19 protein-coding genes and 1 rRNA gene are annotated in these 24,941 nt (G+C 72.4%); 6 read left to right on the top strand and 14 right to left on the bottom strand.

Annotated features, from left to right (window positions below):
* Nucleotides 1-8: 8 nt before the first annotated feature.
* The 3 genes from ACWDGI_RS13525 to ACWDGI_RS13515 all read right to left on the bottom strand — a co-directional run bounded on the left by ACWDGI_RS13525 (nucleotide 9) and on the right by ACWDGI_RS13515 (nucleotide 4,665).
* Nucleotides 9-2,066 (bottom strand): tetratricopeptide repeat protein, encoded by a 2,058-nt coding sequence (locus ACWDGI_RS13525; protein ID WP_450758542.1) that lies wholly within the window; start codon nucleotides 2,064-2,066, stop codon nucleotides 9-11.
* A 171-nt stretch (nucleotides 2,067-2,237) separates the two neighbouring features.
* Nucleotides 2,238-2,864, bottom strand: a complete 627-nt coding sequence (locus tag ACWDGI_RS13520; protein WP_450758540.1) for an NUDIX domain-containing protein — start codon at nucleotides 2,862-2,864, stop codon at nucleotides 2,238-2,240.
* 112 nt (nucleotides 2,865-2,976) lie between these two features.
* Nucleotides 2,977-4,665: a CTP synthase gene (locus ACWDGI_RS13515; RefSeq protein WP_450758538.1), complete on the bottom strand. Its 1,689-nt coding sequence runs from the start codon at nucleotides 4,663-4,665 to the stop codon at nucleotides 2,977-2,979.
* Between the two features lie 512 nt (nucleotides 4,666-5,177).
* Here ACWDGI_RS13515 and ACWDGI_RS13510 point away from each other — a divergent pair.
* From ACWDGI_RS13510 to ACWDGI_RS13495, 4 genes are all read left to right on the top strand, one after another.
* Nucleotides 5,178-6,980: a glycoside hydrolase family 15 protein gene (locus ACWDGI_RS13510; RefSeq protein ID WP_450759281.1), complete on the top strand. Its 1,803-nt coding sequence runs from the start codon at nucleotides 5,178-5,180 to the stop codon at nucleotides 6,978-6,980.
* A gap of 251 nt (nucleotides 6,981-7,231) precedes the next feature.
* Nucleotides 7,232-8,023, top strand: coding sequence for a class I SAM-dependent methyltransferase (locus tag ACWDGI_RS13505; protein WP_450758536.1), 792 nt, complete (start codon nucleotides 7,232-7,234; stop codon nucleotides 8,021-8,023).
* Nucleotides 8,024-8,153: 130 nt separating this feature from the next.
* Nucleotides 8,154-9,536 (top strand): FAD-binding oxidoreductase, encoded by a 1,383-nt coding sequence (locus ACWDGI_RS13500; RefSeq protein WP_450758534.1) that lies wholly within the window; start codon nucleotides 8,154-8,156, stop codon nucleotides 9,534-9,536.
* A 43-nt stretch (nucleotides 9,537-9,579) separates the two neighbouring features.
* The gene (locus ACWDGI_RS13495) at nucleotides 9,580-11,217 is read left to right on the top strand and encodes a PucR family transcriptional regulator (protein ID WP_450758532.1); all 1,638 of its coding nucleotides are present in this window, start codon (nucleotides 9,580-9,582) and stop codon (nucleotides 11,215-11,217) included.
* A gap of 3 nt (nucleotides 11,218-11,220) precedes the next feature.
* Here ACWDGI_RS13495 and ACWDGI_RS13490 read toward each other — a convergent pair whose 3' ends face one another.
* From ACWDGI_RS13490 to ACWDGI_RS13470, 5 genes are all read right to left on the bottom strand, one after another.
* Nucleotides 11,221-12,354, bottom strand: a complete 1,134-nt coding sequence (locus ACWDGI_RS13490; protein WP_450758530.1) for a glycosyltransferase family 4 protein — start codon at nucleotides 12,352-12,354, stop codon at nucleotides 11,221-11,223.
* A gap of 268 nt (nucleotides 12,355-12,622) precedes the next feature.
* Complete coding sequence (gene recN, locus ACWDGI_RS13485; protein WP_450759279.1) at nucleotides 12,623-14,350, bottom strand: DNA repair protein RecN; 1,728 nt, start codon at nucleotides 14,348-14,350, stop codon at nucleotides 12,623-12,625.
* Between the two features lie 204 nt (nucleotides 14,351-14,554).
* On the bottom strand, nucleotides 14,555-15,460 hold the full coding sequence (locus ACWDGI_RS13480; protein WP_384489717.1) for an NAD kinase: 906 nt from the start codon (nucleotides 15,458-15,460) through the stop codon (nucleotides 14,555-14,557).
* Entirely contained in the window at nucleotides 15,457-16,272 is an 816-nt protein-coding gene (locus ACWDGI_RS13475) for a TlyA family RNA methyltransferase (RefSeq protein ID WP_450758528.1), read from the bottom strand. The genes ACWDGI_RS13480 and ACWDGI_RS13475 overlap by 4 nt, the downstream gene beginning before the upstream one ends.
* Before the next feature lie 7 nt (nucleotides 16,273-16,279).
* Nucleotides 16,280-16,600: a hypothetical protein gene (locus tag ACWDGI_RS13470; RefSeq protein WP_450758526.1), complete on the bottom strand. Its 321-nt coding sequence runs from the start codon at nucleotides 16,598-16,600 to the stop codon at nucleotides 16,280-16,282.
* A 42-nt stretch (nucleotides 16,601-16,642) separates the two neighbouring features.
* On the opposite strand from ACWDGI_RS13470, the gene ACWDGI_RS13465 reads away from it, so the two are divergent.
* Nucleotides 16,643-16,990, top strand: a complete 348-nt coding sequence (locus ACWDGI_RS13465) for a sterol-binding protein (RefSeq protein WP_351699480.1) — start codon at nucleotides 16,643-16,645, stop codon at nucleotides 16,988-16,990.
* Here the strand turns inward: ACWDGI_RS13465 and ACWDGI_RS13460 are convergent.
* The 4 genes from ACWDGI_RS13460 to ACWDGI_RS13445 form a co-directional block, all read right to left on the bottom strand.
* The gene (locus tag ACWDGI_RS13460; protein ID WP_450758524.1) at nucleotides 16,974-17,816 is read right to left on the bottom strand and encodes an ABC transporter ATP-binding protein; all 843 of its coding nucleotides are present in this window, start codon (nucleotides 17,814-17,816) and stop codon (nucleotides 16,974-16,976) included. The genes ACWDGI_RS13465 and ACWDGI_RS13460 overlap by 17 nt on opposite strands.
* Nucleotides 17,813-18,850: a FecCD family ABC transporter permease gene (locus ACWDGI_RS13455; RefSeq protein ID WP_450758522.1), complete on the bottom strand. Its 1,038-nt coding sequence runs from the start codon at nucleotides 18,848-18,850 to the stop codon at nucleotides 17,813-17,815. The genes ACWDGI_RS13460 and ACWDGI_RS13455 overlap by 4 nt, the downstream gene beginning before the upstream one ends.
* Nucleotides 18,847-19,890, bottom strand: coding sequence for a FecCD family ABC transporter permease (locus ACWDGI_RS13450; protein ID WP_450758520.1), 1,044 nt, complete (start codon nucleotides 19,888-19,890; stop codon nucleotides 18,847-18,849). Before ACWDGI_RS13450 ends, ACWDGI_RS13455 begins: the two co-directional genes overlap by 4 nt.
* Nucleotides 19,891-19,952: 62 nt before the next feature.
* A complete protein-coding gene (locus ACWDGI_RS13445; RefSeq protein ID WP_450758518.1) occupies nucleotides 19,953-20,981 on the bottom strand; it encodes an HAD hydrolase-like protein in 1,029 nt (342 codons plus the stop codon).
* A gap of 85 nt (nucleotides 20,982-21,066) precedes the next feature.
* Between ACWDGI_RS13445 and ACWDGI_RS13440 the strand changes: the two genes are divergently transcribed.
* Complete coding sequence (locus ACWDGI_RS13440) at nucleotides 21,067-22,350, top strand: DUF1015 domain-containing protein (protein ID WP_450758516.1); 1,284 nt, start codon at nucleotides 21,067-21,069, stop codon at nucleotides 22,348-22,350.
* 73 nt (nucleotides 22,351-22,423) lie between these two features.
* Here the strand turns inward: ACWDGI_RS13440 and ACWDGI_RS13435 are convergent, their stop codons facing one another.
* Entirely contained in the window at nucleotides 22,424-23,440 is a 1,017-nt protein-coding gene (locus ACWDGI_RS13435; RefSeq protein ID WP_450759277.1) for a tetratricopeptide repeat protein, read from the bottom strand.
* 1,408 nt (nucleotides 23,441-24,848) lie between these two features.
* Nucleotides 24,849-24,941 (bottom strand): 5S ribosomal RNA (gene rrf, locus ACWDGI_RS13430); the annotation flags it as partial.

Here is a 24,941-nt window from a genome sequence, read left to right as displayed (position 1 = left end):
TCATTGCATCAATCTTCGCCGGACTCGCTACGGATTTCGCAGGCGTTATCTCCCTGTTCCGGGCTGGAGTCCTGGTCGAGGGGCTCCTCACCCAGCATGCGCTCGGCGGCGGAGCGGTGCAGGCTCGCGGCGGTGGAGTCGCCGAGGCGCTCCAGCGTGTCGGCGAGCCGCAGCTGGAGCGCGGCCTGCAGCCGGATGTCCTCGGCGCGGCGCGCCCACTCGACCGCCTCCTGGCAGGTGCGCAGCGACTCCGTGGGCCGGCCGGCGTACTCCTGCACCCGGGCCAGCTCGCTCAACGCCCGTGCCTGCGCGGCCACATCGCCGTTCTTGCGGTGTCCGGAAACGGCCGCCCGCCAGGCCCGCAGCGCCTCGCCGTAGCGGCCCGCGTAGGTGTGCGCGCCGGCGATACGGCCGTAGAGCCGGGCGGCCTCGGCGCGCTCGTCCCGGGCGAGGCGCTCGGCGAGGGCGCGGCCGAACCAGTCGGCGGCCCGGTCGTAGTCCCCCAGCTCCTGGTACGCGCCACCTACGGATTCCATTGCGCGGCCGGTCGCGTACGGGTCATTCGCACTGCGTCCGGCGTTCAGAGCGGACCGATAGCGGACCAGCGCGTCCGTGGTGCGTCCGGTCTGCGCGTCCAGGTCGGCCAGGTTCAGCAGCGCGGCGGCCTGCTCGCGGGGCAGGTGACGGCGCTCGGCGACATCGAGGACGAGCCGGTGGATCCCGTACAGGTCGGGGGCGGCCGCCTGGGTGCCGAAGTGTGCCGCCATGGCCTTGACCAGCTGGGACATCAGCCGGCGGGCCAGGGTGTCCAGCTCGCCGTCGGCGACCGCCGCGCGGGCCGCGGCGAGCAGGGCCGGGCGCCGGACCCGCAGCCAGTCGGCGGCGGCCCGGGGGGTGGGGAAGCGCAGCTCACGGGGCAGGGCCTGGAGTTTCTCGCGGGCCTGCGGGTTGTCGGTCTCGGTGATCGCCCGGCAGGACTGCAGCAGCCGTACCGTGCGCTCCAGCATCCGGGCCCGGGCCAGCTGGAGTTCCCCGGCGCGTTCCTGGGTCTCGGCCAGCCCGCGGAGCAGGGGGTGCAGGCAGCCGGGGACCTCGTACTGGGGCAGCGGGGTGGTCGCGGGGTGCAGCAGGCTGAGGCGGACCAGCTCGTCCAGGGTGGTGCGGGCGGTGTCGACCGAGCAGCCGGCCAGGGAGGAGGCGGTGTGCGGGTCGACCAGGCCGGCCGGGGCCAGTGAGAGAAGTCGCAGTATCCGGGCGGACTGGGCGGGCAGGTCGTCGTGGACGAACCGGAAGACCCGGGCGAGGGCGGTGCCGTCCTCGGGGTCGGCGTGCAGCCGCTTGGCGAGGTCGGAGACGGCCACCTTGGGATGTGCCCCCAGCCAGCCGCCGGCCAGGGTGATCGCGGCGGGCTGCCCCTGGCACACCTCGACCAGCGCCTCGGCGGACCGCGGGTCGACGGTGATGCGGACCGAGCCGGTGTACCGGGCGAGGAGTTCCACGGCCGACTTGGTGTCCAGGCCGCCCAGGGTGCACGGGCGGACGTCGGAGATCCCGGTGAGCGGGCCGCCGGAGACGGCGACGGCCAGGCAGCCGGGGGTGTCCGGGAGCAGCGCGTCGACGTGTTCGGCGCCCGGCGCGTCGTCGAGGAAGAGCAGCATCCGGCGCTCGGCGAGGGCGGTGCGCAGGGCGTGGGTGAGGTCGTCCTCGGCGGCGCCGGCCGGGGTGGGCAGCCGCAGGGCGGTGAGGAGTTCGCGGGCGGTGCGCTCGATGGGGACGGGGGTGCCGTCGGGCTCGGCGAGGCGGGCGCGCAGCACCCCGTCGGGGTAGTCGGCGGCGACCAGCCGTACGAGTTCCCCGGCGAGGGCGGTGCGGCCGGATCCGGGTCTGCCCGCGATGAGCAGGACCCGGGCGCGCGGTGCCTTGCGGCCGGCGATGGTGTCCAGGCCCGCGCGCTCGATGTCGGCGCGCAGTTCCTTCAACTCCCTTGTACGGCCCAGGAATTGGTCTTCCGTGGCCGCGGGCGCCGGCACTCGCGCGCCGCCTGTGTCCACCGCCTGATCCGTCACGGGCCACACTCCCGTCCCACCGCACACGCATGCCCGCCGGGACTCCGGTTCGGGCCTTTCGGCTCAATCGCGTCGAGCCTAGTTCACGTGCAAGGACGTTCCGGGTGGAGCGCGGCGGGCACATCGCCCGATCGGATCAGGCGATGGTCACACCGGACCGCCTGAGGGGGGTCAGGACTCGAAGGGCCGGGCCGGCCACGGCGCGTCGGCCGGGCGCAGCGTGTCGAGGCCGTCGCCGGTGCGGGCGGCGACCAGCGAGAGGACGCCCGTCACCAGGCAGTTGTTGTGCACGTCGCCGGCGAGCACCAGGCGCACCAGTTCGTCGACCGGCACGCGCGCGTACTCCAGGTCGATCTCCTCGTGCTCCGTCTCGAAGCGCGCGCCCTCGGCCTCGGAGAGATCGCGGGCGAGGAAGATCCGTACGGCCTCGTCACAGCCGCCGGGGGTGGTGTAGAGGTCGGTCAGCACCCGCCACTCCTCGGCCTTGACGTGCGCCTCCTCGTACAGCTCGCGCTGGGCGGCGTGCAGCGGGTTCTCGCCGGGGACGTCGAGCAGCCCGGCCGGGATCTCCCAGAGCTTGTGCCGGACCGGGTGGCGGTACTGGCGGATGAGCAGCACCCGGTCCTCCTCGTCGAGGGCGAGGACGGCGACCGAGCCGGGGTGGACCTGGTAGTCACGGCGGACCACCGAGCCGTCGGGCATGACCACCTCGTCCGTGCGGACGGAGGTCTTGTTGCCCACGAAGGGGGTCTCCGTCGCCCGGATCTCCCACTCCTCGGGGGTGTCCTTGATCGTCATGCCCTGCCCTTCCGCACACGCTTCTCAAAGACCGGCCGAGAAGACCGGCCGGACGAAACCGGGGTGCCCGCCCTTTGAAGGTATGCACCCCGGCCACCGTACAACCGGTGTGTCACTTCGAATTCGGCTGCTCGGCCTCGGCCTGCTGACGGGCGACCGCGGCCTTCACCAGGCCCGCGAAGAGCGGGTGCGGGCGGGTCGGGCGGGACCGCAGCTCCGGGTGCGCCTGGGTGGCGACCAGGTAGGGGTGGACGTCGCGCGGGTACTCGACGTACTCGACGAGCTTGCCGTCCGGGGAGGTGCCGGAGAACACGATGCCGGCCTTCTTCTCCAGCTCGCCGCGGTAGGCGTTGTTCACCTCGTAGCGGTGCCGGTGGCGCTCCTCGACGTACTCCTTGCCGTCGTACACCTCGCGCACGATGGAGCCCTCGGCCAGCTTGGCCGGGTACATGCCGAGCCGCATGGTGCCGCCCATGTCGCCCTCGCCGGCCACGATGTCCAGCTGCTCGGCCATGGTGGAGATGACCGGGTGGCCGGTGGCGGAGTCGAACTCGGTGGAGTTGGCGTCCGGGATGTCGGCCAGGTTGCGCGCGGCCTCGATCACGATGCACTGCAGGCCCAGGCAGAGGCCGAGCAGCGGGATCCGGTTCTCGCGGGCGTACCTGATGGCGCCGACCTTGCCGAGCACACCGCGGTCGCCGAAGCCGCCGGGGATGCAGATGCCGTCGACGTCACCGAGCTGCGCGGCGGCACCGGCCGGCGTCTTGCACTCGTCCGACGTCACCCACTTGATCTTCACGCGGGCCTTGTTGGCGAAGCCGCCGGCGCGCAGCGCCTCGGTCACCGAGAGGTAGGCGTCGGGCAGGTCGATGTACTTGCCGACCAGGGCGAGGGTGATCTCGTGGTCGGGGTTGTGGACGCGGTCGAGCAGGTCGTCCCAGGTCCGCCAGTCCACATCGCGGAACGGCAGGTCCAGCTTGCGGACGACATAGGCGTCCAGGCCCTCGCCGTGCACGGTCTTCGGGATGTCGTAGATCGAGCGGGCGTCCGGGCAGGCCACGACCGCGGCCTCGTCGACGTCGCACATCAGCGAGATCTTGCGCTTGATGGCGGTCGGCACCTCGCGGTCGCAGCGCAGCACGATCGCGTCCGGCTGGATACCGATGTTGCGCAGGGCGGCCACCGAGTGCTGGGTGGGCTTGGTCTTCAGCTCGCCGGAGGGCCCGATGTAGGGCAGCAGCGAGATGTGCACCACGAAGACGTTGTCCCGGCCGACCTCGTGGCGGACCTGGCGGACGGTCTCCAGGAAGGGCAGCGACTCGATGTCGCCGACCGTGCCGCCGACCTCGGTGATGACGACGTCCACCTCGTCGGTGGCCATCCGGCGGATGCGGTGCTTGATCTCGTTGGTGATGTGCGGGATGACCTGGACGGTGTCGCCCAGGTACTCGCCGCGCCGTTCCTTGGCAATCACCGTCGAATAGACCTGACCTGTGGTGACGTTGGCGGAGCCGTCCAGGTCGCGGTCGAGGAAACGCTCGTAGTGGCCGATGTCCAGGTCGGTCTCGGCACCGTCGTTGGTGACGAACACCTCACCGTGCTGGAAGGGGTTCATCGTGCCCGGGTCGACGTTCAGGTACGGGTCGAGCTTCTGCATCACCACACGCAGGCCGCGGGCCTTGAGCAGCATGCCCAGGCTGGAGGCGGTGAGGCCCTTGCCGAGCGAGGAGGCGACACCCCCGGTGACGAAGATGTGCTTGGTCGTCGTAGCTGTGCCCGATCGAAAAGCAGGCGTCGGCATGGCCAAGAGGGGGCTCCCGTGGTCGCGGTCTGTCATGCGGTACGGCCGCCCGCCGGAAATCTCCGGGGGTGCCGTCGCGGCGGTTCGGGGGTTTCGTGCCCACCGGTCCACGGGCTACCAGGGTATCAGCGCCGCGGAGAGATGGCTTCCGGCCACGCTCCGTACACACATCGGCACAGACGTGGGGCCTGGCTTACCGTGTTTTCACTCAGGGCTCACCCATTCGGCCCACACGGGTTGCCCGGAGCGGCACGCAGATCATCTACGTGCGTCGTATCCTGCTCGGACACTCGCTGCCGAGCCGGCCGGAAAACACGGCACACCCCCGCCCGTCACACCCGGAACACGAGAGCTTGGCAGTTCGTTGAGCTATGACTGTCGTTTTGCCTCAGGGCGCGGCGGGCTGCTTTGCTTCACCGCTTAACGACGCACAACAACAACCCCCCTTGACCGCACTAGCGACAGCCCCCTTTTGCCTGGGGGGTGACGTGGCCGTTCGACTGGAGTTGCACGTGGCCGGGCGCATCGAAGACTACGCACTCATCGGAGACATGCAGACCGCGGCATTGGTCTGCCGGGACGGCACAGTGGACTGGCTGTGCCTGCCCCGCTTCGACTCGCATGCCATCTTCGCCGGTCTGCTCGGCACCGAGGAACACGGCTTCTGGCGGCTCGGCCCGGCCCACGCGGCCGACTCCGAGCCGCCGACCGCCGCCCGCCGCACCTACCGCGGCGACTCGCTGATCCTGGAGTCGGAGTGGGACACCCCGCGCGGCACGGTCCGGGTCACCGACTTCATGCCGCCGCGTGACGGCGCGCCCCAGCTGATCCGGATCGTCGAGGGCGTCACCGGCCGGGTGCCGATGCGCTCGATGCTGCGGATGCGGTTCTCCTACGGCCGGGTGGTCCCCTGGGTGCACAAGCACGACGGCCGCACGGTCGCCGTCGCCGGCCCCGACTCCGTGTGGTTCGACACCTCCGCGGAGACCTACGGCAAGGCGCTCACCACCTACGCCGACTTCACCGTCGCCCCCGGCGACCGGATCGCGTTCACCATCTCCTGGCAGCCCTCGCACAAGGAGCCGCCGGCGCTGCCGGAGCCCGAGCAGTCGCTGGAGGCGACCGAGGAGTTCTGGCGGGAGTGGGTCGAGCACTGTACGTACCACGGCCCGTACCGCGAGGCGGTGATCCGCTCCCTGATCACGCTGAAGGCGCTGACGTACGCCCCGACCGGCGGCATCGTGGCCGCGCCCACCACCTCCCTGCCGGAGGACATCGGCGGCGTCCGCAACTGGGACTACCGCTACACGTGGCTGCGCGACGCCGCCATCACGCTCTCCTCGCTGCTGCGCACCGGCTACCGCGAGGAGGCCCGCGCCTGGCGCGAGTGGCTGCTGCGCTCGGTCGCCGGCGACCCGGAGAACCTGCAGATCATGTACGGCATCGCGGGCGAGCGCGAGCTGGGCGAGGCCGAGCTGGACTGGCTGCCCGGATACGAGAACTCGACCCCGGTCCGGGTCGGCAACGGCGCGGCGCACCAGCTCCAGCTGGACGTCTACGGCGAGGTCATCGAGGCCCTGCACCTGGCCCACATGACCGGCCTCGCGCGCAACGACTACGCCTCCCTCCTCCAGCTGAAGCTCATCCGCTACCTGGAGGACCACTGGGACGAGCCGGACGAGGGCATCTGGGAGGTGCGCGGCCCGCGCCGGCACTTCGTGCACTCCAAGGTGATGGCCTGGGTGGCGGTGGACCGCACCATCAAGCTGATCGAGTCCGGGGACGCGGACGGCCCGCTGGAGCGCTGGAAGGAACTGCGCGACGACATCCACCGGGACGTCTGCGAGCGGGGCTACGACAAGGAGCGGAACACCTTCACGCAGTCGTACGGCTCGCAGGAGCTGGACGCGTCGCTGCTGCTGATCCCCCAGATGGGTTTCCTGCCGCCGGACGACAAGCGGGTCATCGGCACCATCGAGGCGATCCAGCGCGAGCTGTCCACGTCGGACGGCTTCATCCTGCGCTACCCGACCTCGGGCGGCGAGGAGGGCGTGGACGGCCTCCCCGGTGACGAGGGGGCGTTCCTGGCCTGCTCGTTCTGGATGGCCGACGACCTCGCGATGATCGGCCGCGTCGACGAGGCCCGGAAGCTGTTCGAGAAGCTTCTCGCGCTGCGGAACGACCTCGGGCTGCTGGCGGAGGAGTGGGATCCGCGGCTGCAACGGCAGGTGGGGAACTTCCCGCAGGCGTTCAGCCATGTGCCGCTGATCGACACGGCGCTCCGCCTCACGGCGTCGGGGGCGTACGGGGGGTAGGTGGCGGTCGTGTGGGATCCCGTTCCCCAACAAGGAAGAAGGCAAGTACACCGACGACGGCCACAAGCGCTGGCCGGTCTGCCGCGTCGGTCTGACCAGCGACACCGGAATGCGCGATTTCAACCGGGCCGTTCTGGAGTACTTCGGACGCCCGACAATTTGGTTGAGCCCGCACCCCGCAATCATGTTGGCTAGCGGCACCGAACTGTCAGTACCGCAGGTGTCCGCTTGGCTGTTGCAGGGAGTTAATCGTGCAGGACATTGTTGTCGACCCCGTTGCCCACAATCGGGCAGCCTGGGACAGGTATGTCCAAGAGGGAAACGAGTGGTCGACGCCGGTGAGTGCTGAGGATGTCGAGCGCGCCCGCACGGGCGACTGGTCGATCGTTCTCGTCGGGCATGAGCCGGTCGACCGCTCCTGGCTGCCGACGGACCTGACCGGCAAGGACGTGTTGTGCCTGGCCTCCGGCGGTGGCCAGCAGGGTCCGATCCTCGCCGCTGCAGGGGCGCGGGTCACCGTGTTCGACAACTCACCCCGCCAGCTCGGCCAGGACCAGATGGTGGCGGCGCGCGAGGGACTCGAGCTGCGCACCGTCCTGGGCGACATGCGCGACCTCAGCGCGTTCGGCGACGCGACATTCGACGTCGTATTCCATCCGGTCTCCAACCTGTTCGTACCGGACTTGGCACCGGTGTGGCGTGAGTGCTTCCGCGTCCTGCGACCGGGCGGAACTCTGCTCGCGGGCTTCCTCAACCCTGATGTGTACTTGTTCGACCACGAGGCGCTCGACGAGCGCGGCGAGCTGATCGTCGTGCACAAGCTGCCCTACAGCGATGTCACGCAGTACTCCGCCGAGGAACGCGCCACGAAGTTCGGCGCGGATGCCGCTCTTGAATACAGCCACACCCTCACCGACCAGATCGGCGGGCAACTCGCCGCGGGGTTCGTCCTCACCGGCTTCGCGGAAGCGCCGCACCAATCCAACGCATCCGCTCAATACATGTCGAACTATTTTGCGACGCTGGCGGTCAAGCCGGGCTGACCCGCCGTGGGGGGCTGGTCGCGCCCACGCGGCGGCAGCCGCATGGCCGACGCTTCCCCGCGCCCCTTGCGGGGCGCTCGTGCTTAGGTTGGTCTAGGACGAATCCCCTCTTTGCGAAAGGGGGGCGGCCATGGCTTCCCCCTCCAAGGCGCACACGGCGCTCGCCGCGTTGCGTGAGGATCTGGTCGGTACGGTGTTCGCGCCGGGGGACGTCGGGTACGACGACGCCCGTGCCGTCTTCAACGCCATGATCGACCGGCGGCCCGCCGTGATCGCCCAGTGCGCCGACGACGCCGACGTGGTCCGCGCGGTGCGGTTCGGCCGGGAGCTGGACCTGGCGATCGCGGTGCGTGGCGGCGGCCACAGTGTGGCGGGCTCGGCGACCGGCGACGGCGCGCTCGTGGTGGACCTGCGCGGGATGCACACGGTGACCGTCGACCCCGCGGCGGAGGCGGTGCGCGTGCAGGGCGGCGCCACCATGAGCGATCTGGACCGGGCGACCGAGCCGTACGGCCTCGCCACCACCGGTGGCCGGGCCCCCACCACCGGTGTCGGCGGCTTCGTGCTGGGCGGCGGGACGGGCTGGCTGGACCGTGCCTTCGGCCTGGCCGTCGACAACCTGCTCGGCGTCGACCTGGTCACCGCCGACGGCGAGCTCACGCACGCCGGCGCCGACGAGAACCCGGAGCTGTTCTGGGCCCTGCACGGCGGCGGCGGGAACTTCGGCGTCGCCACCGCCCTCACCCTCGAACTGCACGAACTGCCGGCCTTCTCGATCGCGCTGCTGCTGTTCGCGCCGCAGTCCGGCCCGGACGCGGTGCGCACCTTCCGCGAGGTGATCCGCACCGGCCCCGACGAGGCGGCCGGCGTGGTGCAGTACCTCACCGGCCCGCCGCTGCCGTTCGTACCGGAGCACCTGGTGGGCAGGCTGGTGTGCGTCGCCCTGGTGACCTACGCCGGCGGCGAGGAGGGCCTGCGGAAGGTCGCCGAGCCGTTGCTGGCGCTGCCGCACGAGGCGGAGGTGGTCGGCCCGATGCCGTACACCGAGGTGCAGTGCATGCTCGACTTCCCGGCCGGGCTGCGGAACTACTGGTCGGCCGAGTACCTGGCCGCGCTGCCCGACGAGGCGGTGGACGCCTACTGCGCCTGCGCGGACGGCATGCCGGTGCCGTCCGGCACCCAGCACGTGCTGTTCCCGCAGGGCGGGGCGATCGCGGCCGGGCCGGCCGAGTACCCGGTGCCGTACCGGAGCGCGGCCTGGGCGGTGCACCCCTTCGGCATGTGGGCTCGGCCCGAGGACGACGAACAGGCGGTCGCCTGGGTGCGGGACGTCCGCAGCGCGGTACGGCCCTGGTCCACCGGGGCGGTCTATCTCAACTTCATCGGCGACGAGGGCCCCGAGCGGGTGCGGGCCGGTCTGGGCACGGCGAACGCGCTGCGGCTCGGCAAGGTGAAGCGGACCTGGGACCCCGACAACGTCTTCCGCTTCAACCACAACATCGAACCGCTCTAGCGGAAGGTGCCGGGAAGCCGTTCGCCCAGGTAGCGTCCGCTCCATGGACAGCGGTACGGGCAGCGGATTCGACACCCACGGGATCACCGTGCAGCGGGCGCTGGAGCTGCCCGGGCTGCGCAGCGGGCTCCCGGAGATCCTGGCGGGCGCCGACCGGCTGGGCCGGACCGTGCGCTGGGTGCACGCCGGCGAGGTGCCGAACATCGCCTCGCTGCTGAAGGGCGGCGAGCTGCTGCTCACCACCGGCTACGGGCTGGGCACCCGGCCGGGCGACCAGCGGGCGTTCGTGCGCACGCTCGCCGATCGGGGCATCGCCGCCCTGGTGGTGGAGCTGGGCCCGCGTTTCTCCCGGCTGCCCGCCACCCTCGTCGACACCGCCCGGGCGACCGGACTGCCGCTGGTCGCGCTGCACCGCGAGGTGCCCTTCGTGACGGTGACGGAGGAGATCCACACCGAGATCGTCAACCACCACTACACGCTCCTCCAGCGCGCCGAGGAGGTGCACCGCCGCTGCACCGAGGCCCTGCTGGGCGGCGGCGGGGTCCCCCAGGTCCTGGCGATCCTCGCCGGCTTCTGCGGCAACCCGGTCTTCCTGGAGACCACCGACGGCCAGCTGCTGTACGCCGCCGGATCGGGGCCCGAGGGCGCGGATCCGCTCCAGGTGTGGGAGGGGCTGCGCGGCCAGCACAAGCACGCGCCGCCGCCGACCGGGGCCGTCCTGGTGGATGTGCCGGGCGGCGGACCGGGGACCGGCTCGGTGCGCGCCCGGCTGGTGCTGCTGCCGGTACGCGGGCCGCTCACCTCCGTGCACCGCATGGCCGCCGAGCGGGCCGCCGGCATCCTGGCCGTCGTCCTGATGCAGGCCCGTCAGGAGGAGGAGCTGGCGGCCCGCGGCCGCGGCGACTTCCTGACCGATCTCGCCGAGGGCCGCATCACCGCGGCGGACGCCCCGTCCCAGGCCCGCGTCCTCGGCTTCAAGCCCGGCAACAGCCCGCTGCTGCCGGTGGTCATGCGGGTCGGCGACTCGCTGTCCCCGAGCGGGGGCTGGGCGGTACTGGCCCGGGCGGTCGGCGAGGAGCTGGCGGCCGTGGGCGCGCCCGTGCTCCTCGGGGTACGGCCGGTGGAGGGCCGGGTACCGCTCCTGCTGGGCCTGCGCTCGGAGGCGGAGCGGGCGACGGTCGCGGACCGGGTCGCGGCGGCGCTGCGGGCGGGCGTGGAGCGCGCCGGGATGCGGCGTCCCGGGTCCGCTCCCCCGGTCGTGGTGGTCGGGGCGGCCGGCGGCTGGGCGGCCGCCTCGGCGGGTCTGCGGCACGCGGCCGAGACGGCGACGGCGGCCCAGGGCCTGTCCGACCGCCCCTGGTACGACGCCCGCCGCCTCGACATCGACCTCCTGCTGTGGCGGCTGCGCGACCACCCCGACCTGGCGGCCTTCGTCGACCGGGCGATCGGCCCGCTCCGGGACCACGACAACCGCTCCAGGCCGCCCCTGCTGCCCACCCTGGAGACCTACCTGGCGCATGCCGGCCGCAAGGCGGAGACGGCCCGTGAACTCCACCTCAACCGGCAGACCCTCTACAACCGGCTCGCCCGGATCGGCGAGTTGCTGGGCACCGACCTCGACGACCCCCAGGTGGTCCTGGCGTTGAGCCTCGCCCTGCGGGCCCGCCGGCACGCCCCGTAGCCGCTACAGCGGCCGGGGCTGGGTCAACTCGTCGTACACACTGAGCACTTGGGTGACCGTCTCGTCCTCCGTCGGCCAGCTCGCCGCCTGCCGGGCGCCCTTCTCGCGCAGTTCCTCGCAGCGCTCCGGGTCGTCGAGCAGTCGTAGGACGGTGTCGGCGAGGGCGGCAGCGTTGCCGTAGGGGACGAGTTCGGCCGCGTCGCCGACCAGGTCGGGGATACCGCCGACAGCGGTCGCGACGAGCGGCACACGCGCGTGCAGGGCTTCCTGGGCCAGTACCGAACGCGACTCCCAACTGCTGGGCAGCAGCGCCAGATCCGCGGCGGCGAGCAGTTCGCCGACGTCGTCGCGGCGGCCGATGAGCCGGGCGGGCAGCTGCTCGTCCTCGATCCGCCGCTGCAGCACCGCACGCAGCGGCCCCTCCCCCGCGATGACGAGCAGCGGTACCGGATCGAGCCGGCACCAGGCACGTGCCGCGTCCAGCAGGACGTCATAGCCGCGGTGCCGGTCGAGGGAGCCGACCGCGATGAGCAACGGCCGTCCCATGGCGCCGAGTTCGGCCCGCACCTTGGGCCGCAGCCGGTCCGCGTCCTCCTGCTCCACGGGCCGCCGTAGACCGGGCAGCGTCACGGCGGCGAGCCGCGCGTCCCGGGCGCCGGTACGGCGGGCGCGGTCCACCAGGTCGGAGGTCGTGCCCAGCACCACGGCGGCCGTGCGCACCACCCGTCGCTCCAGCATCCGCAGCAGATGCGCCCGGGCGCCCTCGGCCTCCGCCCGGTTGTGCCAGGTGACGATGAGCGGGGTACTGCGGCCGCTGAGCGCCAGCACGGCACGGAAGGAGGCGTGCAGACCGTGCGCGTGCACCAGGTCGGCATCGGTACAGGCGGCACGCAGCGCGGCCACCGACCCCGGGTCACTGCTGCGCGGTACGTGGACGTGGTCGGCGCCGACGCCCGAGAAGTCGTAGGCGCGGTCGGCCTCGACGGGGGCGCACACCGTGACCCGCACGCCCCGTGCGACAAGACCGGCGGCGAGCGAACGCACGTGCGCACTGCTGCCGGCGTTGCCACCGCCCAGCACCTGCACGGTGCGCAGCGGCGACTGACCGTGCGATGCGTTGCTGCTCACGGGGCTCACGCAGCCGGGCTCCTGTGTTCGGCGTCGGGGCGGTCACGAGGGTACGTAGAGAAGGTATCGGCCGAGGGGGGCACTGCGGGGCTCCGAGGAGGGGCATACCGGGGCGGGCCGGGGCACGCGCCGGAGTGTGTCACCCGTGAGAGTGACAGTACGGCAAGCCGAGGGGGCACGGGCGCGGGCTCGCGCGCGGAGGGGTGGGCGCGTTGTCGCGCCCACCTGGCGGAGCCCTCGCTCACCGACGAGGCCCCGCGCCCCCCGCAGGGGCGCGTCAGGCGTCCGCTCTCGCGGTGGCGAGCAGTTCCTCCGCGTGGGCCCGTGCCGTCTCCGAGTCCTCCTGTCCGGCGAGCATCCGGGACAGCTCCCGGACCCGCTCCTCGCCCTCCAGGACCTTCACACCCGAGCGCGTGACCGACCCGTCGTTCGTCTTCTCGACCAGCAACTGCCGGTCGGCGAAGGCGGCGACCTGGGGGAGGTGCGTGACCACGACCACCTGCGCCGACTTGGCGAGCTTCGCCAGCCGACGGCCGATCTCGACCGCGGCCTTGCCGCCGACGCCCGCGTCGACCTCGTCGAAGAGGTAGGTCGGGACCGGGTCGGTGCCCGCGAAGACGACCTCCACCGCGAGCATCACCCGGGACAGCTCACCGCCGGAGGCGCCCTTGGCGATCGGCCGGGGCGGGGCGCCGGGGTGCGGGGCGAGGAGCAGTTCGACCTCGTCGGCGCCCGAGGGACCGTAGGCGACCGTGCGCCCGCCGACCTCCACGCCCTCCGGGTCCTCGGTCTGGCGGATGTCGAAGGACACGCGCGCGTGCGGCATCGCGAGCGAGCCCAGCTCGGCGGTGACGGCGGCCGCGAAGCGCGCGGCGGCCTCGGTACGCGCGTCGGTCAACGCCTGCGCGAGCCCGCTCAGTTCCGCACGGAGGGCATCGCGTTCGGCGGTCAGCCCGTCGATCCGCTCGTCGTCGCCGTCGAGTTCGGTCAGCCGCGCGGCACCCCGTTCGGCCCAGGCCAGCACCGCGTCGATGCCGTCGCCGTACTCGCCGTACTTGCGGGTGAGCGCGGTGAGCGCGGCGCGCCGCTCCTCCACGGCCGCGAGCCGCAGCGGGTCGGCGTCGAGGTCGTCGGCGTATCCGGCCAGCTCGCCCGCCACGTCCCCCAGCAGGATCCCGACCTCGCCGATCCGGTCGGCGAGCGCGGCCAGCGCCGGGTCGTGCGACCGTACGGCCTCCAGGGCCCGGTGGGCGCCCGCCACGAGGGTGGTCGCGTCGATGCCCTCGGGGTCCTCGGGGTTGCCCGCGAGCGCGGAGTGCGCGGCGGTCGCGGCCGACGACAGCGCCTCGGCGTGCCCGAGCCGCTCGGCCTCCTCGGCGAGCTCGACGTCCTCGCCGGCCCGCGGCTCCACGCCGGCGATCTCATCGAGGCCGAAGCGCAGCATGTCGGCTTCCTGGGCCCGCTCACGCGCCCGGGTGACGATCTCCTCCAGCTCCACCGCCACGGCCCGCAGCCGCCGGTAGGCCTCGCCGTACTTGGCGAGCGGCACGGTGACCCCGTCGCCGGCGTACCGGTCCAGGGCCTGCCGCTGCCGGGACAGCTTCAGCAGGCCCTGCTGGTCGGTCTGGCCGTGCACGGCCACCAGGTCGTCGGCGAGTTCCGCGAGCAGCCCCACGGGCACGCTCCGCCCGCCGAGGTGCGCCCGGGAGCGGCCCTCGGCGGAAACGGTACGGCTGATCAGCAGCGCCCCGTCGTCCAGCTCGGCGCCTGCCTCCTCGGCCCGTACGACCGCGGAGGTGCCAGGTGGCACGGTGAGCCGTCCCTCGACGACCGCCTTCTCGGAGCCGATCCGCACGAGCGCGGGATCGGCCCGCCCACCGAGCAGCAGCCCCAGGCTGGTGACCACCATGGTCTTGCCCGCACCGGTCTCACCGGTGACGGCGGTGAACCCCGGCGACAACTCGACGACAGCGTCGTCGATGACCCCGAGCGACCGTATCCGCATTTCTTCCAGCACGGAGAAGACCTTACGAGGTCGGGGCCGCAGAGTGCGAGGTGCCCTTGTCACTCGGGCGGGTGGAGGCGTCCCCAAGGGGGCGGGGCCGCATCGACACGCCGGCGAGTACACCTGCCAAGGGGCGCGGGGAACTGCGCGACAGGCCACGAAGCACCCGCACTCGCCGACGCTCCCCGCCCCCCTTTCGAAACGCTACTGCGGCGCCCCCCGCCACCCGGACACCGGCAGCGCGAACTTCGCCACCAGCCGGTCCGTGAACGACGCGTGGTGCAGCCGGGCCAGCCGCACCGGCACCGCCCCCCGCCGCACCTCGACCCGCGCCCCCGGCGGCAGCTCGACGGTCCGCCGTCCGTCGCACCACAGCACGCCCGGCTGGATGTGCGGCAGCACCTCCACCGCCAGCACCGAGTCCGGCGAGGTCACCAGCGGCTTGGCGAACAGCGCGTGCGCGGAGATCGGCACCATGAGCAGCGCCTCCACCTCCGGCCACACCACCGGGCCGCCCGCGGAGAACGCGTACGCCGTGGACCCGGTAGGCGTCGACAGCACGATCCCGTCGCACCCGAACCCCGTCACCGGCCGCCCGTCGATCTCCAGCACCACTTCGAGCAGCTTCTCGGCGCCCGCCTTCTGCACGGCCGCCTCGTTCAGCGCCCAGTCGGTGTGCACGATGTCCCCGTTGCGGTGCACGACGACGTCGACGGTCATCCGCTCCTCGACCTCGTACGCCCTGCTCACCACCCGGTCCACGACCTTGTCGAGGTCGTCCCGCTCGGCCTCCGCGAGGAAGCCGACGCTGCCGAGGTTGACGCCGAGCATCGGCACCCCGGAGGCCCGTGCGAACTCGGCGCCGCGCAGCAGCGTCCCGTCACCGCCGAGCACGATCAGCAGCTCGCAGCCGTCGAGGCTGTGCGGCGAGGCCTCCTCGACGAGTTCGACCTCCTCGGGAAGCGGCAGGTCGCGGGCCTCGAAATCCAGGACCCTCACGCCGACTCCGGCCGCCAGCAGCCCCTTCACCACAAGCTCGGCGCTGCGGATCGCCGCAGGCCGCCCGGTGTGGGCCAGCAGGAAAACAGTACGAGCTCGGTTCTGTGTCAACGCGGCCCCTCCGCCACTGCACGGTCAACGTCGGCCGGGTCCAGTCGGGGTGCCCCGGCCCGCAGCCACAGAAAGTACTCGACATTGCCGGACGGCCCGGGCAGCGGACTGGCGGTGACACCGTTCACCCCGAGTCCCAGCTCCCACGCCCGCTCGGCGACCCCCCGCACGGCCTCCGCCCGCAGCTGCGGACTCCGTACGACTCCCCCGCTGCCCAGCCGTTCCTTGCCCACCTCGAACTGCGGCTTGACCATCATCACCAGGTCGGCGTCCGGCTTCACACACCGCGCCAGGGCCGGCAGCACCAGCCCGAGCGGGATGAAGGACAGATCACCCACGACAAGATCCACAGGCTCCCCATCGATCGCTTCAAGCGTCAACTCGCGTACGTTCGTACGGTCCTTGACGGTGACGCGTTCATCGCTCTGCAGAGACCACGCGAGTTGGCCGTATCCGACGTCGACGGCGACGACATGCGCGGCGCCCGCGCGCAGCAGCACGTCGGTGAAGCCTCCGGTGGACGCACCCGCGTCCAGCGCCCGCCGCCCCTCGACCACGAGCCCCTGCGGGACGAACGCCGCCAGCGCCCCCGCCAGCTTGTGACCGCCCCGGGACACGTACTCGGGGTCGCTGTCGTCGGACTGCACCACGATGGCCGCGGCGGTCTCCACCTGGGTGGCCGGCTTGGTCGCGAGGGTCTTGCCGACGGTGACCCGCCCGGCGGCGATCAGCTGGCTGGCGTGCTCGCGCGAGCGCGCCAGCTTACGGCGGACCAGCTCCGCGTCCAGACGGCGGCGTGCGACTCCTGCCACGTTCGGTTCAGCTCCTGCTCTGGTGGTACGACGGTGTGGGCGCCCGGTCGCCGTACGGCGGTGTGGGCGCCGGAGGCCCGGGGCGGGCGTCGAGCGCGGTGAGCGCGTCGCGCAGCCCCCGGTGTACATCCTCGTACACCTCCAGATGCCCGTCCGTGGCGAGGTGGTCGGCGTCGCCCAGCCGGTCGAGCCGGTCGTCGACCTCGGCGTCGCCGGTGGGGGTGCGGGGGACGTTCAACGGGGCCGGGGCGGCGGGGTCGTACTCGGGCTCGGCCGGTACCGCTTCCGCCGCCTCCGCCACCCGGCCCTCGGGCACAGAGTCGGTCATGCCCCGACGCTACCCCGAACCGCTGGGGTACCGTCGATCGCGATGGCCACGATCGAGGAGTGCCGCGCCGCACTCGACAAGCTCTCCCACACCATGGGCGGCGCCGAGGGCGATGTCCGCGCGGCCGCCGCCATGGACCGAACCGTCAGCTGCCACATCACCGACCTGGACGTCACCTTCGCGGGCCGGCTCACCGGCGGCCGGATCGAGGTGGAGGAGACGTTTCCCGGGCCGCCGCGGGAGAAGGCGCAGATCGGGCTGGCCATGGCCGGCGACGACCTGGTGGCCCTGGTCGACGGCGAGCTGAACTTCGCCGGGGCCTGGGGCTCGGGCCGGGTGAAACTGGACGCGAACCTGCTGGACCTGTTCCGGCTCAGGAAGCTGCTGTGAGCCGTGCCTTCCGGGCGGCCGGCACCACCAGCGGGGTGCCTGTCTCCGGGTCGTCGATGATCTGACAGCGCAGCCCGAAGACGTCCTCGACCAGCTTCGCGGTGACGATGTCGTTCGGGGCGCCCTCGGCGATCACCTCGCCGTCGCGCAGCGCGATGAGATGGGTGGCGTACCGGGCCGCGTGGTTGAGGTCGTGCAGCACGGCGACCAGCGTCCGGCCCTGCTCCTCGTGCAGCTCGGCGCAGAGGTCGAGGACGTCGATCTGGTGCTGGATGTCCAGGTAGGTGGTCGGCTCGTCGAGGAGTAGCAGCGGGGTCTGCTGGGCGAGCGCCATGGCGATCCACACACGCTGCCGCTGACCGCCGGACAGCTCGTCGACGTACCGGTCGGCGAGTTCGGCGACACCCGTCTGGGCCATCGACTCCTGGACGACCCGCTCGTCCTCGGCGGACCACTGGCGCAGCAGTCCCTGGTGCGGGTAGCGGCCGCGGCCGACCAGGTCGCCGACGGTGATGCCGTCGGGCGCGATGGACGACTGGGGCAGCAGGCCGAGGGTGCGGGCGACCTTCTTCGCCGGCATCGACTGGATGACCTGCCCGTCGAGCAGCACCCGGCCCTGGCTGGGCCTGAGCATCCGGGACAGCGCGCGCAGGAGCGTCGACTTGCCGCAGGCGTTGGGGCCGACGATCACCGTGAAGGAGTTGTCGGGGATCTCCACCGACAACTGCTCGGCGATGACCCGCTGGTCGTAGGCGAGGGTGACGTTCTCGGCGGACAGGCGGTTCACTGTGCTCCTCTTGCTGTCTGTCTGGGGATTCGCGCTCATATCCGGCCCGCCCTGCGTTCGGTGACGAGGAGCCACAGCAGGTAGATCCCGCCGAGGACGCCGGTGACCACGCCCACGGGCAGCTGGTCCGCGCCGAAGGCGCGCTGGGAGGCCCAGTCGGCGGTGACCAGCAGGGTGGCGCCCATGCAGAGCGAGGGCAGCAGGTTGGGGCCGGGCGAGCGGGTGAGACGGCGGGCGAGCTGCGGGGCGGTGAGCGCCACGAAACTGACCGGGCCCGCGGCGGCGGTGGCGGCCGCGGTCAGCAGCACGGCCGACACCATCAGCAGCAGCCGTACCCGCTCCACGCGCACGCCGAGGGCGTTGGACACGTCGTCGCCCATCTCCATCATCCGCAGGCCGCGCGCGTTGGCGAGAGCCGCCGGGACGAGGACGGCACACAGCGCGAGCAGCGGCCAGACCTGGCTCCAGTCCCGGCCGTTGAGGGAACCGGTCATCCAGACGACCGCCCGGGTCGCGTCGACGAAGTCGGCCTTGGTGAGCAGATAGCCGTTGACCGCGGTGACGACCGCCGACACGCCGATACCGACCAGGACCAGCCGGTAGCCGTGCACGCCCTGCTTCCAGGCGAGCAGATAGATGGCGAGGCCGGTCAGCAGACCGCCGACCAGCGCGCCGACGGTGACCTGGGCCGCGTCCCCGGACGTCAGCACGATGACGACGAGCGCGCCGGACGTCGAACCCTGGGAGAGGCCGAGGACGTCCGGACTGCCGAGCGGGTTGCGGGAGATCGACTGGAACAGCGCGCCGCCGAGGCCGAGCGAGGCGCCGACCAGCAGACCGACCAGAACGCGCGGCAGCCGCAGTTCGTTGACGATGAAGTCCTGGCCCGCGGTGCCGTTGCCGGCCAGCGTCCTCACCACGTCGCCGAAGGAGATCGGGAAGTCGCCGGTGCCGATCAGCACGACACTCGCGGCACACGCGGCCAGCAGCAACGCGGTCACGACGACCAGCGCGCGCAGCTCCGTCCGCAGGGAGAGCCCGCCAGGGGTGCGTAGGGTACGCGTGTTCCTCACAGCTGGGCCGTCCTCCGCCGTCGTACGAGAAGAATGAAGACCGGCCCGCCGATGATCGCGGTGACGATGCCGACCTGAAGCTCCGAGGGACGGGCGACGACCCGGCCGACGACATCGGCGCCCAGCAGCAGCACGGGCGACAGGATCGTCGCGTACGGCAGGATCCAGCGCAGATCGGGGCCGGTGAAGGAGCGCACGACGTGCGGCACCATCAGGCCGACGAAGGCGATCGGTCCACATGCCGCGGTGGCCGCGCCGCACAGCACGACGGCCGCGAGCATGGCGAGGGCCCGGGTGCGGCCCAGGTTCGCGCCGAGGGCACGGGCGGTGTCGTCGCCCATCGCCACCGCGTTCAGCGGCCGGGCGAGGCCCAGGGCTAGCAGGGTGCCGGCCACGAGGAACGGCAGTACCTGCATGATCGTCGAGTTGTTCGCGGAGGCCAGCGAACCGACCGTCCAGAACCGCCACTTGTTGAGCGCCGCGCCGTCCGTGATCATCACGGCCTGGAGGTAGCCGTAGAGCGCGGCGCTGATAGCCGTGCCGGCCAGCGCCAGCCGGACCGGGGTGGCGCCCCGGCTGCCGCCCAGGAACCACACCAGGGCGCCCACCGCGGCCGCCCCGAAGAAGGCGAACCACACATAGCCGTTGAGGGTGGTGACGCCGAAGTAGGTGATGGCGGTGACGACCGCGGCCGACGCGCCCGCGTTGATACCGAGGAGTCCGGGGTCGGCGAGCGGGTTGCGGGTGAGTGCCTGGAGCACCGCCCCGGACAGGCCGAGGGCGGCACCGGCCAGCAGACCGAGCACGGTCCGGGACAGCCGCTCGTCGACGACCACGTCGCCGTACGTCCCCGTGTTGTGGAACAGGCCGTGCCAGACCTGGTCCAGCGGCAGCTCTTTCGCTCCGATCGCGATGCTCGCCAGGGCGACGAGCATCAGGACCGCGACGGAGCCGAGGAGCCCAAGGGTTCGTATCGCCCGGCGGGTTGGGGGCGCGGGGGCGGTCTCCGCGCGCTGTTCGGGAGGACTGTCGACCAACACCCGGTTAGGTTAGCCTACCCTCCCCTTGGCTTTCGATGCCCGGTCCCGTGAGCAGCGTGGACTCAGAGCCCGAGCCGGGCCAGCGCCTTGCCTCCGTCCAGCTCGCAGGAGCCTTCCCCGGCCGCCGTCCAGGCCGCGGCGCACAGGGCCCGCAGGCCGTCGAGGGCTTCGCCGTCCCCCTCCAGCTCCAGGCCGTTCGCCGCCGCCGTCGCCGTCCAGCCACCGCACCGGAAGCCGTCGCCGTCCGCCGTCACCTCCGGCTGCCCGGTGAGCAGCCCCCGCAGATCGGCGTCGACGTAGGTCGGCCGGTGCTGCGGCGGCGCGGCGAGCAGCTGCCGCCCGTCGGTGACGCCGGTCAGGACGAGCAGCGAGTCGACCTCGCCGTTGAACGCGCCCTCGATGTCGGTGTCCAGCCGGTCCCCGACCACCAACGGCCGCTTCGCACCCGTCCGCAGGACCGTCTCCCGGTGCATCGGCGGCAGCGGCTTGCCGGCCACCTGCGGCTCGGCACCGGTCGCGATCCGGACGACCTCCACCGCCGCGCCGTTGCCCGGGGCGATCCCGCGCCCGCTGGGAATCGTCAGATCGGTGTTGGACGCGAACCACGGCACCCCGCGCGCGACGGCGTACGACGCCTCGGCGAACCGTCCCCACGGCAGATCGGGACCGCCGAAGCCCTGCACCACCGCCGCCGGATCGTCGTCCGCCGACTCCACCGGCTCGAGCCCCCGCTCCCGGAGCGCGACCCGCAGCCCCTCCCCGCCGATCACCAGCACCCGCGCCCCCGCCGGCACCTGCTCGCTGATCAGCCGCGCGACCGCCTGCGCCGAGGTGATGACGTCCTCGGCGCCGGTCGGGATCCCCAGCTCGGTGAGATGCCCCGCCACCGTGTCCGGCGTCCGCAGCGCGTTGTTGGTGACGTACGCCAGATGCATCCCGCCCGCGCGGGCCGCCGCCAGCGACTCCACTGCGTGCGCGATCGCGCTGCCGCCCGCGTACACCACGCCGTCCAGATCCAGCAGCGCCGTGTCATACGCCGTGCTCAGAGCCTGTCCGCTGCCCTCGGGACCCGTCCTGACACCCTGGCTCATTCCCCATCGCTCCTCGTCACTCTTCGTTGCCCCGCCTTTCCCCATCGATCATCCCGCACGCCACTGACACACGTACGATGCCGGGATGAACACTGCAGGTCACTCGGAAGCAACGGAGCGCCGAGGCCTGGAACTCAACCCGTTCCGAGGCCTTCGCTACGACCCCGACCGGGTCGGCAGCCTCGCCGCCGTCACTTCCCCACCGTACGACGTCGTCGTACGCCCCGACGGCGTACACCACCTCCAGTCCGCCGACCCGTACAACATCGTCCGCCTGATCCTTCCCCAGGCCGGCACCCCCAGCGCCGGCACCGAACAGGCGGCCGACACCCTGCACCGCTGGCAGGCCGAGGGTGTCCTCACCACGGACCCCGAACCCGGCCTGTACGTCTACGAGCAGCACGACGGCAACGGCATGCTCCAGCGCGGCGTCATCGGCGCCCTGCGGGTCTCGGAACCGTCGGAGGGCGTGGTGCTGCCGCACGAGGAGGTCATGCCCCCGGTGGTCGCCGACCGCGCGGCCCTGATGCGCGCGACCTCCGCGAACCTCGAACCCCTTCTCCTGACCTACCGGGGCAACGGCGCGGCCGCCGAAGTCGTCGAAGCGGCGGCCGACCGCCCCCCGCTCCTGGCCACCACCACGGAGGACGGCTTCCACCACCGCCTCTGGTCGATCACCGATCCGGCCGAGGTGGCACGTGTCCAGTCCGACCTGGCCCACCACCAGGCCCTGATCGCCGACGGCCATCACCGCTGGGCCACTTACCTACGTCTACGCGCGGAGCACGCCTCGCCCAGCCCCTGGGACTACGGCCTGGTGCTCCTGGTCGACACCGGCCGCTACCCGCTGCGCGTCCGCGCCATCCACCGCCTGCTGCACGGCCTGCCGGTGGCGGACGCCCTGGCGGCCGTGCGGGACCACTTCCGGGTACGACGGCTCGACGTCCCCCTGCCGCAGGCCCAGGAGGCGCTCGCGGACGCGGCCTGTGCCGGCAACGCGTTCCTGCTGGCCGGTGACGGCACCTTCCACCTCATCGACCGCCCGGACCCGGATCTCCTGGCCCGCACGATCCCCGCGGACCGCCCGGCCGCGTGGCGCACGCTCGACGCCACCGTCCTGCACGCCACGCTCCTCGACCACGTCTGGCGCATCCCCGAGGACTCGAACGCGCACATCGCGTACATCCACGACACGGCGGCGACGGTCGCCAAGGCCGAACGGGCCGGCAGCACGGCCGTCCTCCTGCACCCGGTCCGCGAGGAGGTCGTCCGCGACCTGGCCCGCCAAGGCGTGACGATGCCCCGTAAGTCGACGTCCTTCGGCCCGAAGCCGGCGTCGGGGCTGGTGCTGCGGGCGCTCGACATCTGAGAGCGACGACGACAAGACGACAACGACAAAGGGCAGGCTCCGGTCGGAGCCTGCCCTTTGTCGAACGCGGTGATCAGTCCTTGTCGGCCTCGGCCTCGGCCTCAGACACGGGCTCGGACTCCGCCTTGGGCTCGATGGCGGTCTCGGACTCCGCCTTGGGCTCGATGGCGGTCTCGGGCGCTGCCTCGGGCTCAGCCTTGGGGGCGGGGGCAGCCTCGGTCGCGGCCTCGGGCTCGGTCTCGGGCTCGGTCGCGGCCTCGGGCTCGGTCGCGGTCTCGGTCTCGACGAGGGTCTCCTCGGACTCGTCCGCGTCGTCATCCGCGTCTTCGTCCGGGCCCTCGTCCAGGTCCTCGTCCTCGTCCGCCGCCGTCTCCGCGTCCGCGTCCGTCTCCGTGTCCTCGTCGTTCAGGGCGTCGACGAACTCGACCCCGTCCAGCTCGGCCAGCCGGTCGGAGGCGTCCGTGCTGCCGTCCCGGTCGGCCTCGACGGCCTTGGCGAACCACTCCCGCGCCTCGTCCACACGCCCGGCCTCGAGCAGGGCGTCGGCGTAGGCGTACCGCAGCCGCGCGGTCCACGGCTGCACGGAGTTGGACGCCAGCTCGGGGCTCTGCAGCGTCACGATGGCCGCGTCCAGCTGCCCCATGTCACGCCGGGCACCGGCGGCGACGAGCCGCATCTCGACCTGGCCGGCCTTGTCGAGCTTGTGCACCTCGGGGGCGCCGGCCATGTCCAGCGCCTTCTCCGGCCTCCCGAGCCCACGCTCGCAGTCGGCCATGACCGGCCACAGGTCCACGCTGCCGGTCATCCGCCGCGCGGCCCGGAACTCTGCGAGTGCCTCGCTGTACTTCTGGTTCGCGTACGCGGCGAACCCGGCGGCCTCCCGTACCGCGGCGACACGGGACGCGAGGCGCAGCGCCACCCTGGAGTAGCCGTACGCGCCCTCGGGGTCCTCGTCGATGAGCCGCGCGACCATCACCAGGTTCTTGGCGACGTCCTCCGCGAGCGTCTTGGGCAGGCTCTGCAGCTCCTGCCGTACGTCCTTGTCGATCTCGTCGCCGGTGACGTCCTCCGGGATCGGCAGCCGCTTGATGGGCTCCCGGTCGCGGTCCCGCTCCCGCTCGTCACGGCGTCCGTAACCACCACCGCCGCGCCGGTCGTCGCCACGCCGGTCGTCACGTCGGTCGTCCCGGCCGCGGTAACCACCGCCGCCACGGTTGTCGTCCCGACGGAAGCCGCCACGGTCGTCTCGGCGGTCATCACGGCGGTCGTCGCTGCGGGGGCCGCGGAAGCCACCACGGTTGTCGTCGCGCCGGTCGTCCCTGCGGTCGTCACGCCGATCGTCCCGGCCCCGGTAGCCACCACCGCTCCGGTTGTCGTCCCGACGGAAGTCACTCCGCCCGCCACGGTCGTCGCGGTCGTCACGACGGAACGTCGGACGGTCGCCGCGGTCATCACGACGGAACGCCGGACGGTCGCCACCGCGGTCGTCCCGGCGGAAGCCACCCCGGTCGCCACGGTCGTCCCGCTGGAACGCCGGACGGTCGCCACCGCGGTCGTCCCGGCGGAAACCGCCCCGGTCGCCACGGTCGTCCCGCTGGAACGCGGGGCGGGAACCGCGGTTGTCGTCCCGACGGCCGTAGCCACCACCACGGTTGTCACCACCACGGTGGTCATCGCGCCGGTTGTCGTCACGGCGGTCGTCGCGGCGGGCGTAACCGCCACCACCGCGGTTGTCGTCCCGGCGGCCACCGTAGCCACCGCCGCCACCACGGTTGTCATCGCGCCGGTCGTCCCGGCCGCGGTAGCCGCCACCACCACGGTTGTCGTCCCGACGGAAGTCGCTGCGACCGCCACGGTCGTCGCGGTCATCACGGCGGAACGCCGGACGGTCACCACGGTCGTCCCGCCGGTCGTCCCGGCCGCGGTAGCCACCGCCGCCACGGTTGTCGTCCCGACGGAAGCCGCCCCGGTCGCCACGGTCGTCCCGCTGGAACGCCGGACGGGAACCGCGGTTGTCGTCCCGACGGCCGTAGCCACCACCGCGGTTGTCACCACCACGGTGGTCGCCACCACGGTGGTCATCACGCCGGTTGTCGTCACGGCGGTTGTCGTCGCGCCGACCGTAGCCACCGCCACCGCTGCCCCCGCGGTCGTCGCCGCGACGCTCGTCACCACGACGGTCGTCCCGACGGCCGTATCCACCACCGCGGTTGTCGTCGCGGCGACCGTAGCCACCGCCTCCGCTGCCGCCGCGATTGTCGTCGCGACGGCCGTAACCGCCGCGGTCTCCGCGGTCGTTGCTGCGGTCGTTGCGGTCGCCGCGGTATCCGCCACGGTCACCGCGGTCACCACTGTCCCGTCGCCGCTGGTCGCGCTCCGGTCGCTCGTCGGGAGAGTTGGTGGACATGGTGACTCCTGTCTTAGGTACACAAGCATTGTAAAAACAAAAGGACCCCTGGTCCCAGCTGAACGCTGGTGACCAGGGGTCCTCAAAGATTGTTCGGCGGTGTCCTACTCTCCCACAGGGTCCCCCCTGCAGTACCATCGGCGCTGTAAGGCTTAGCTTCCGGGTTCGGAATGTAACCGGGCGT

Source organism: Streptomyces sp. NPDC001220 (assembly GCF_053597895.1).
The sequence above is the reverse complement of the archived record's forward strand: the minus strand, read 5'-3'. Positions and strand labels throughout refer to the sequence as shown.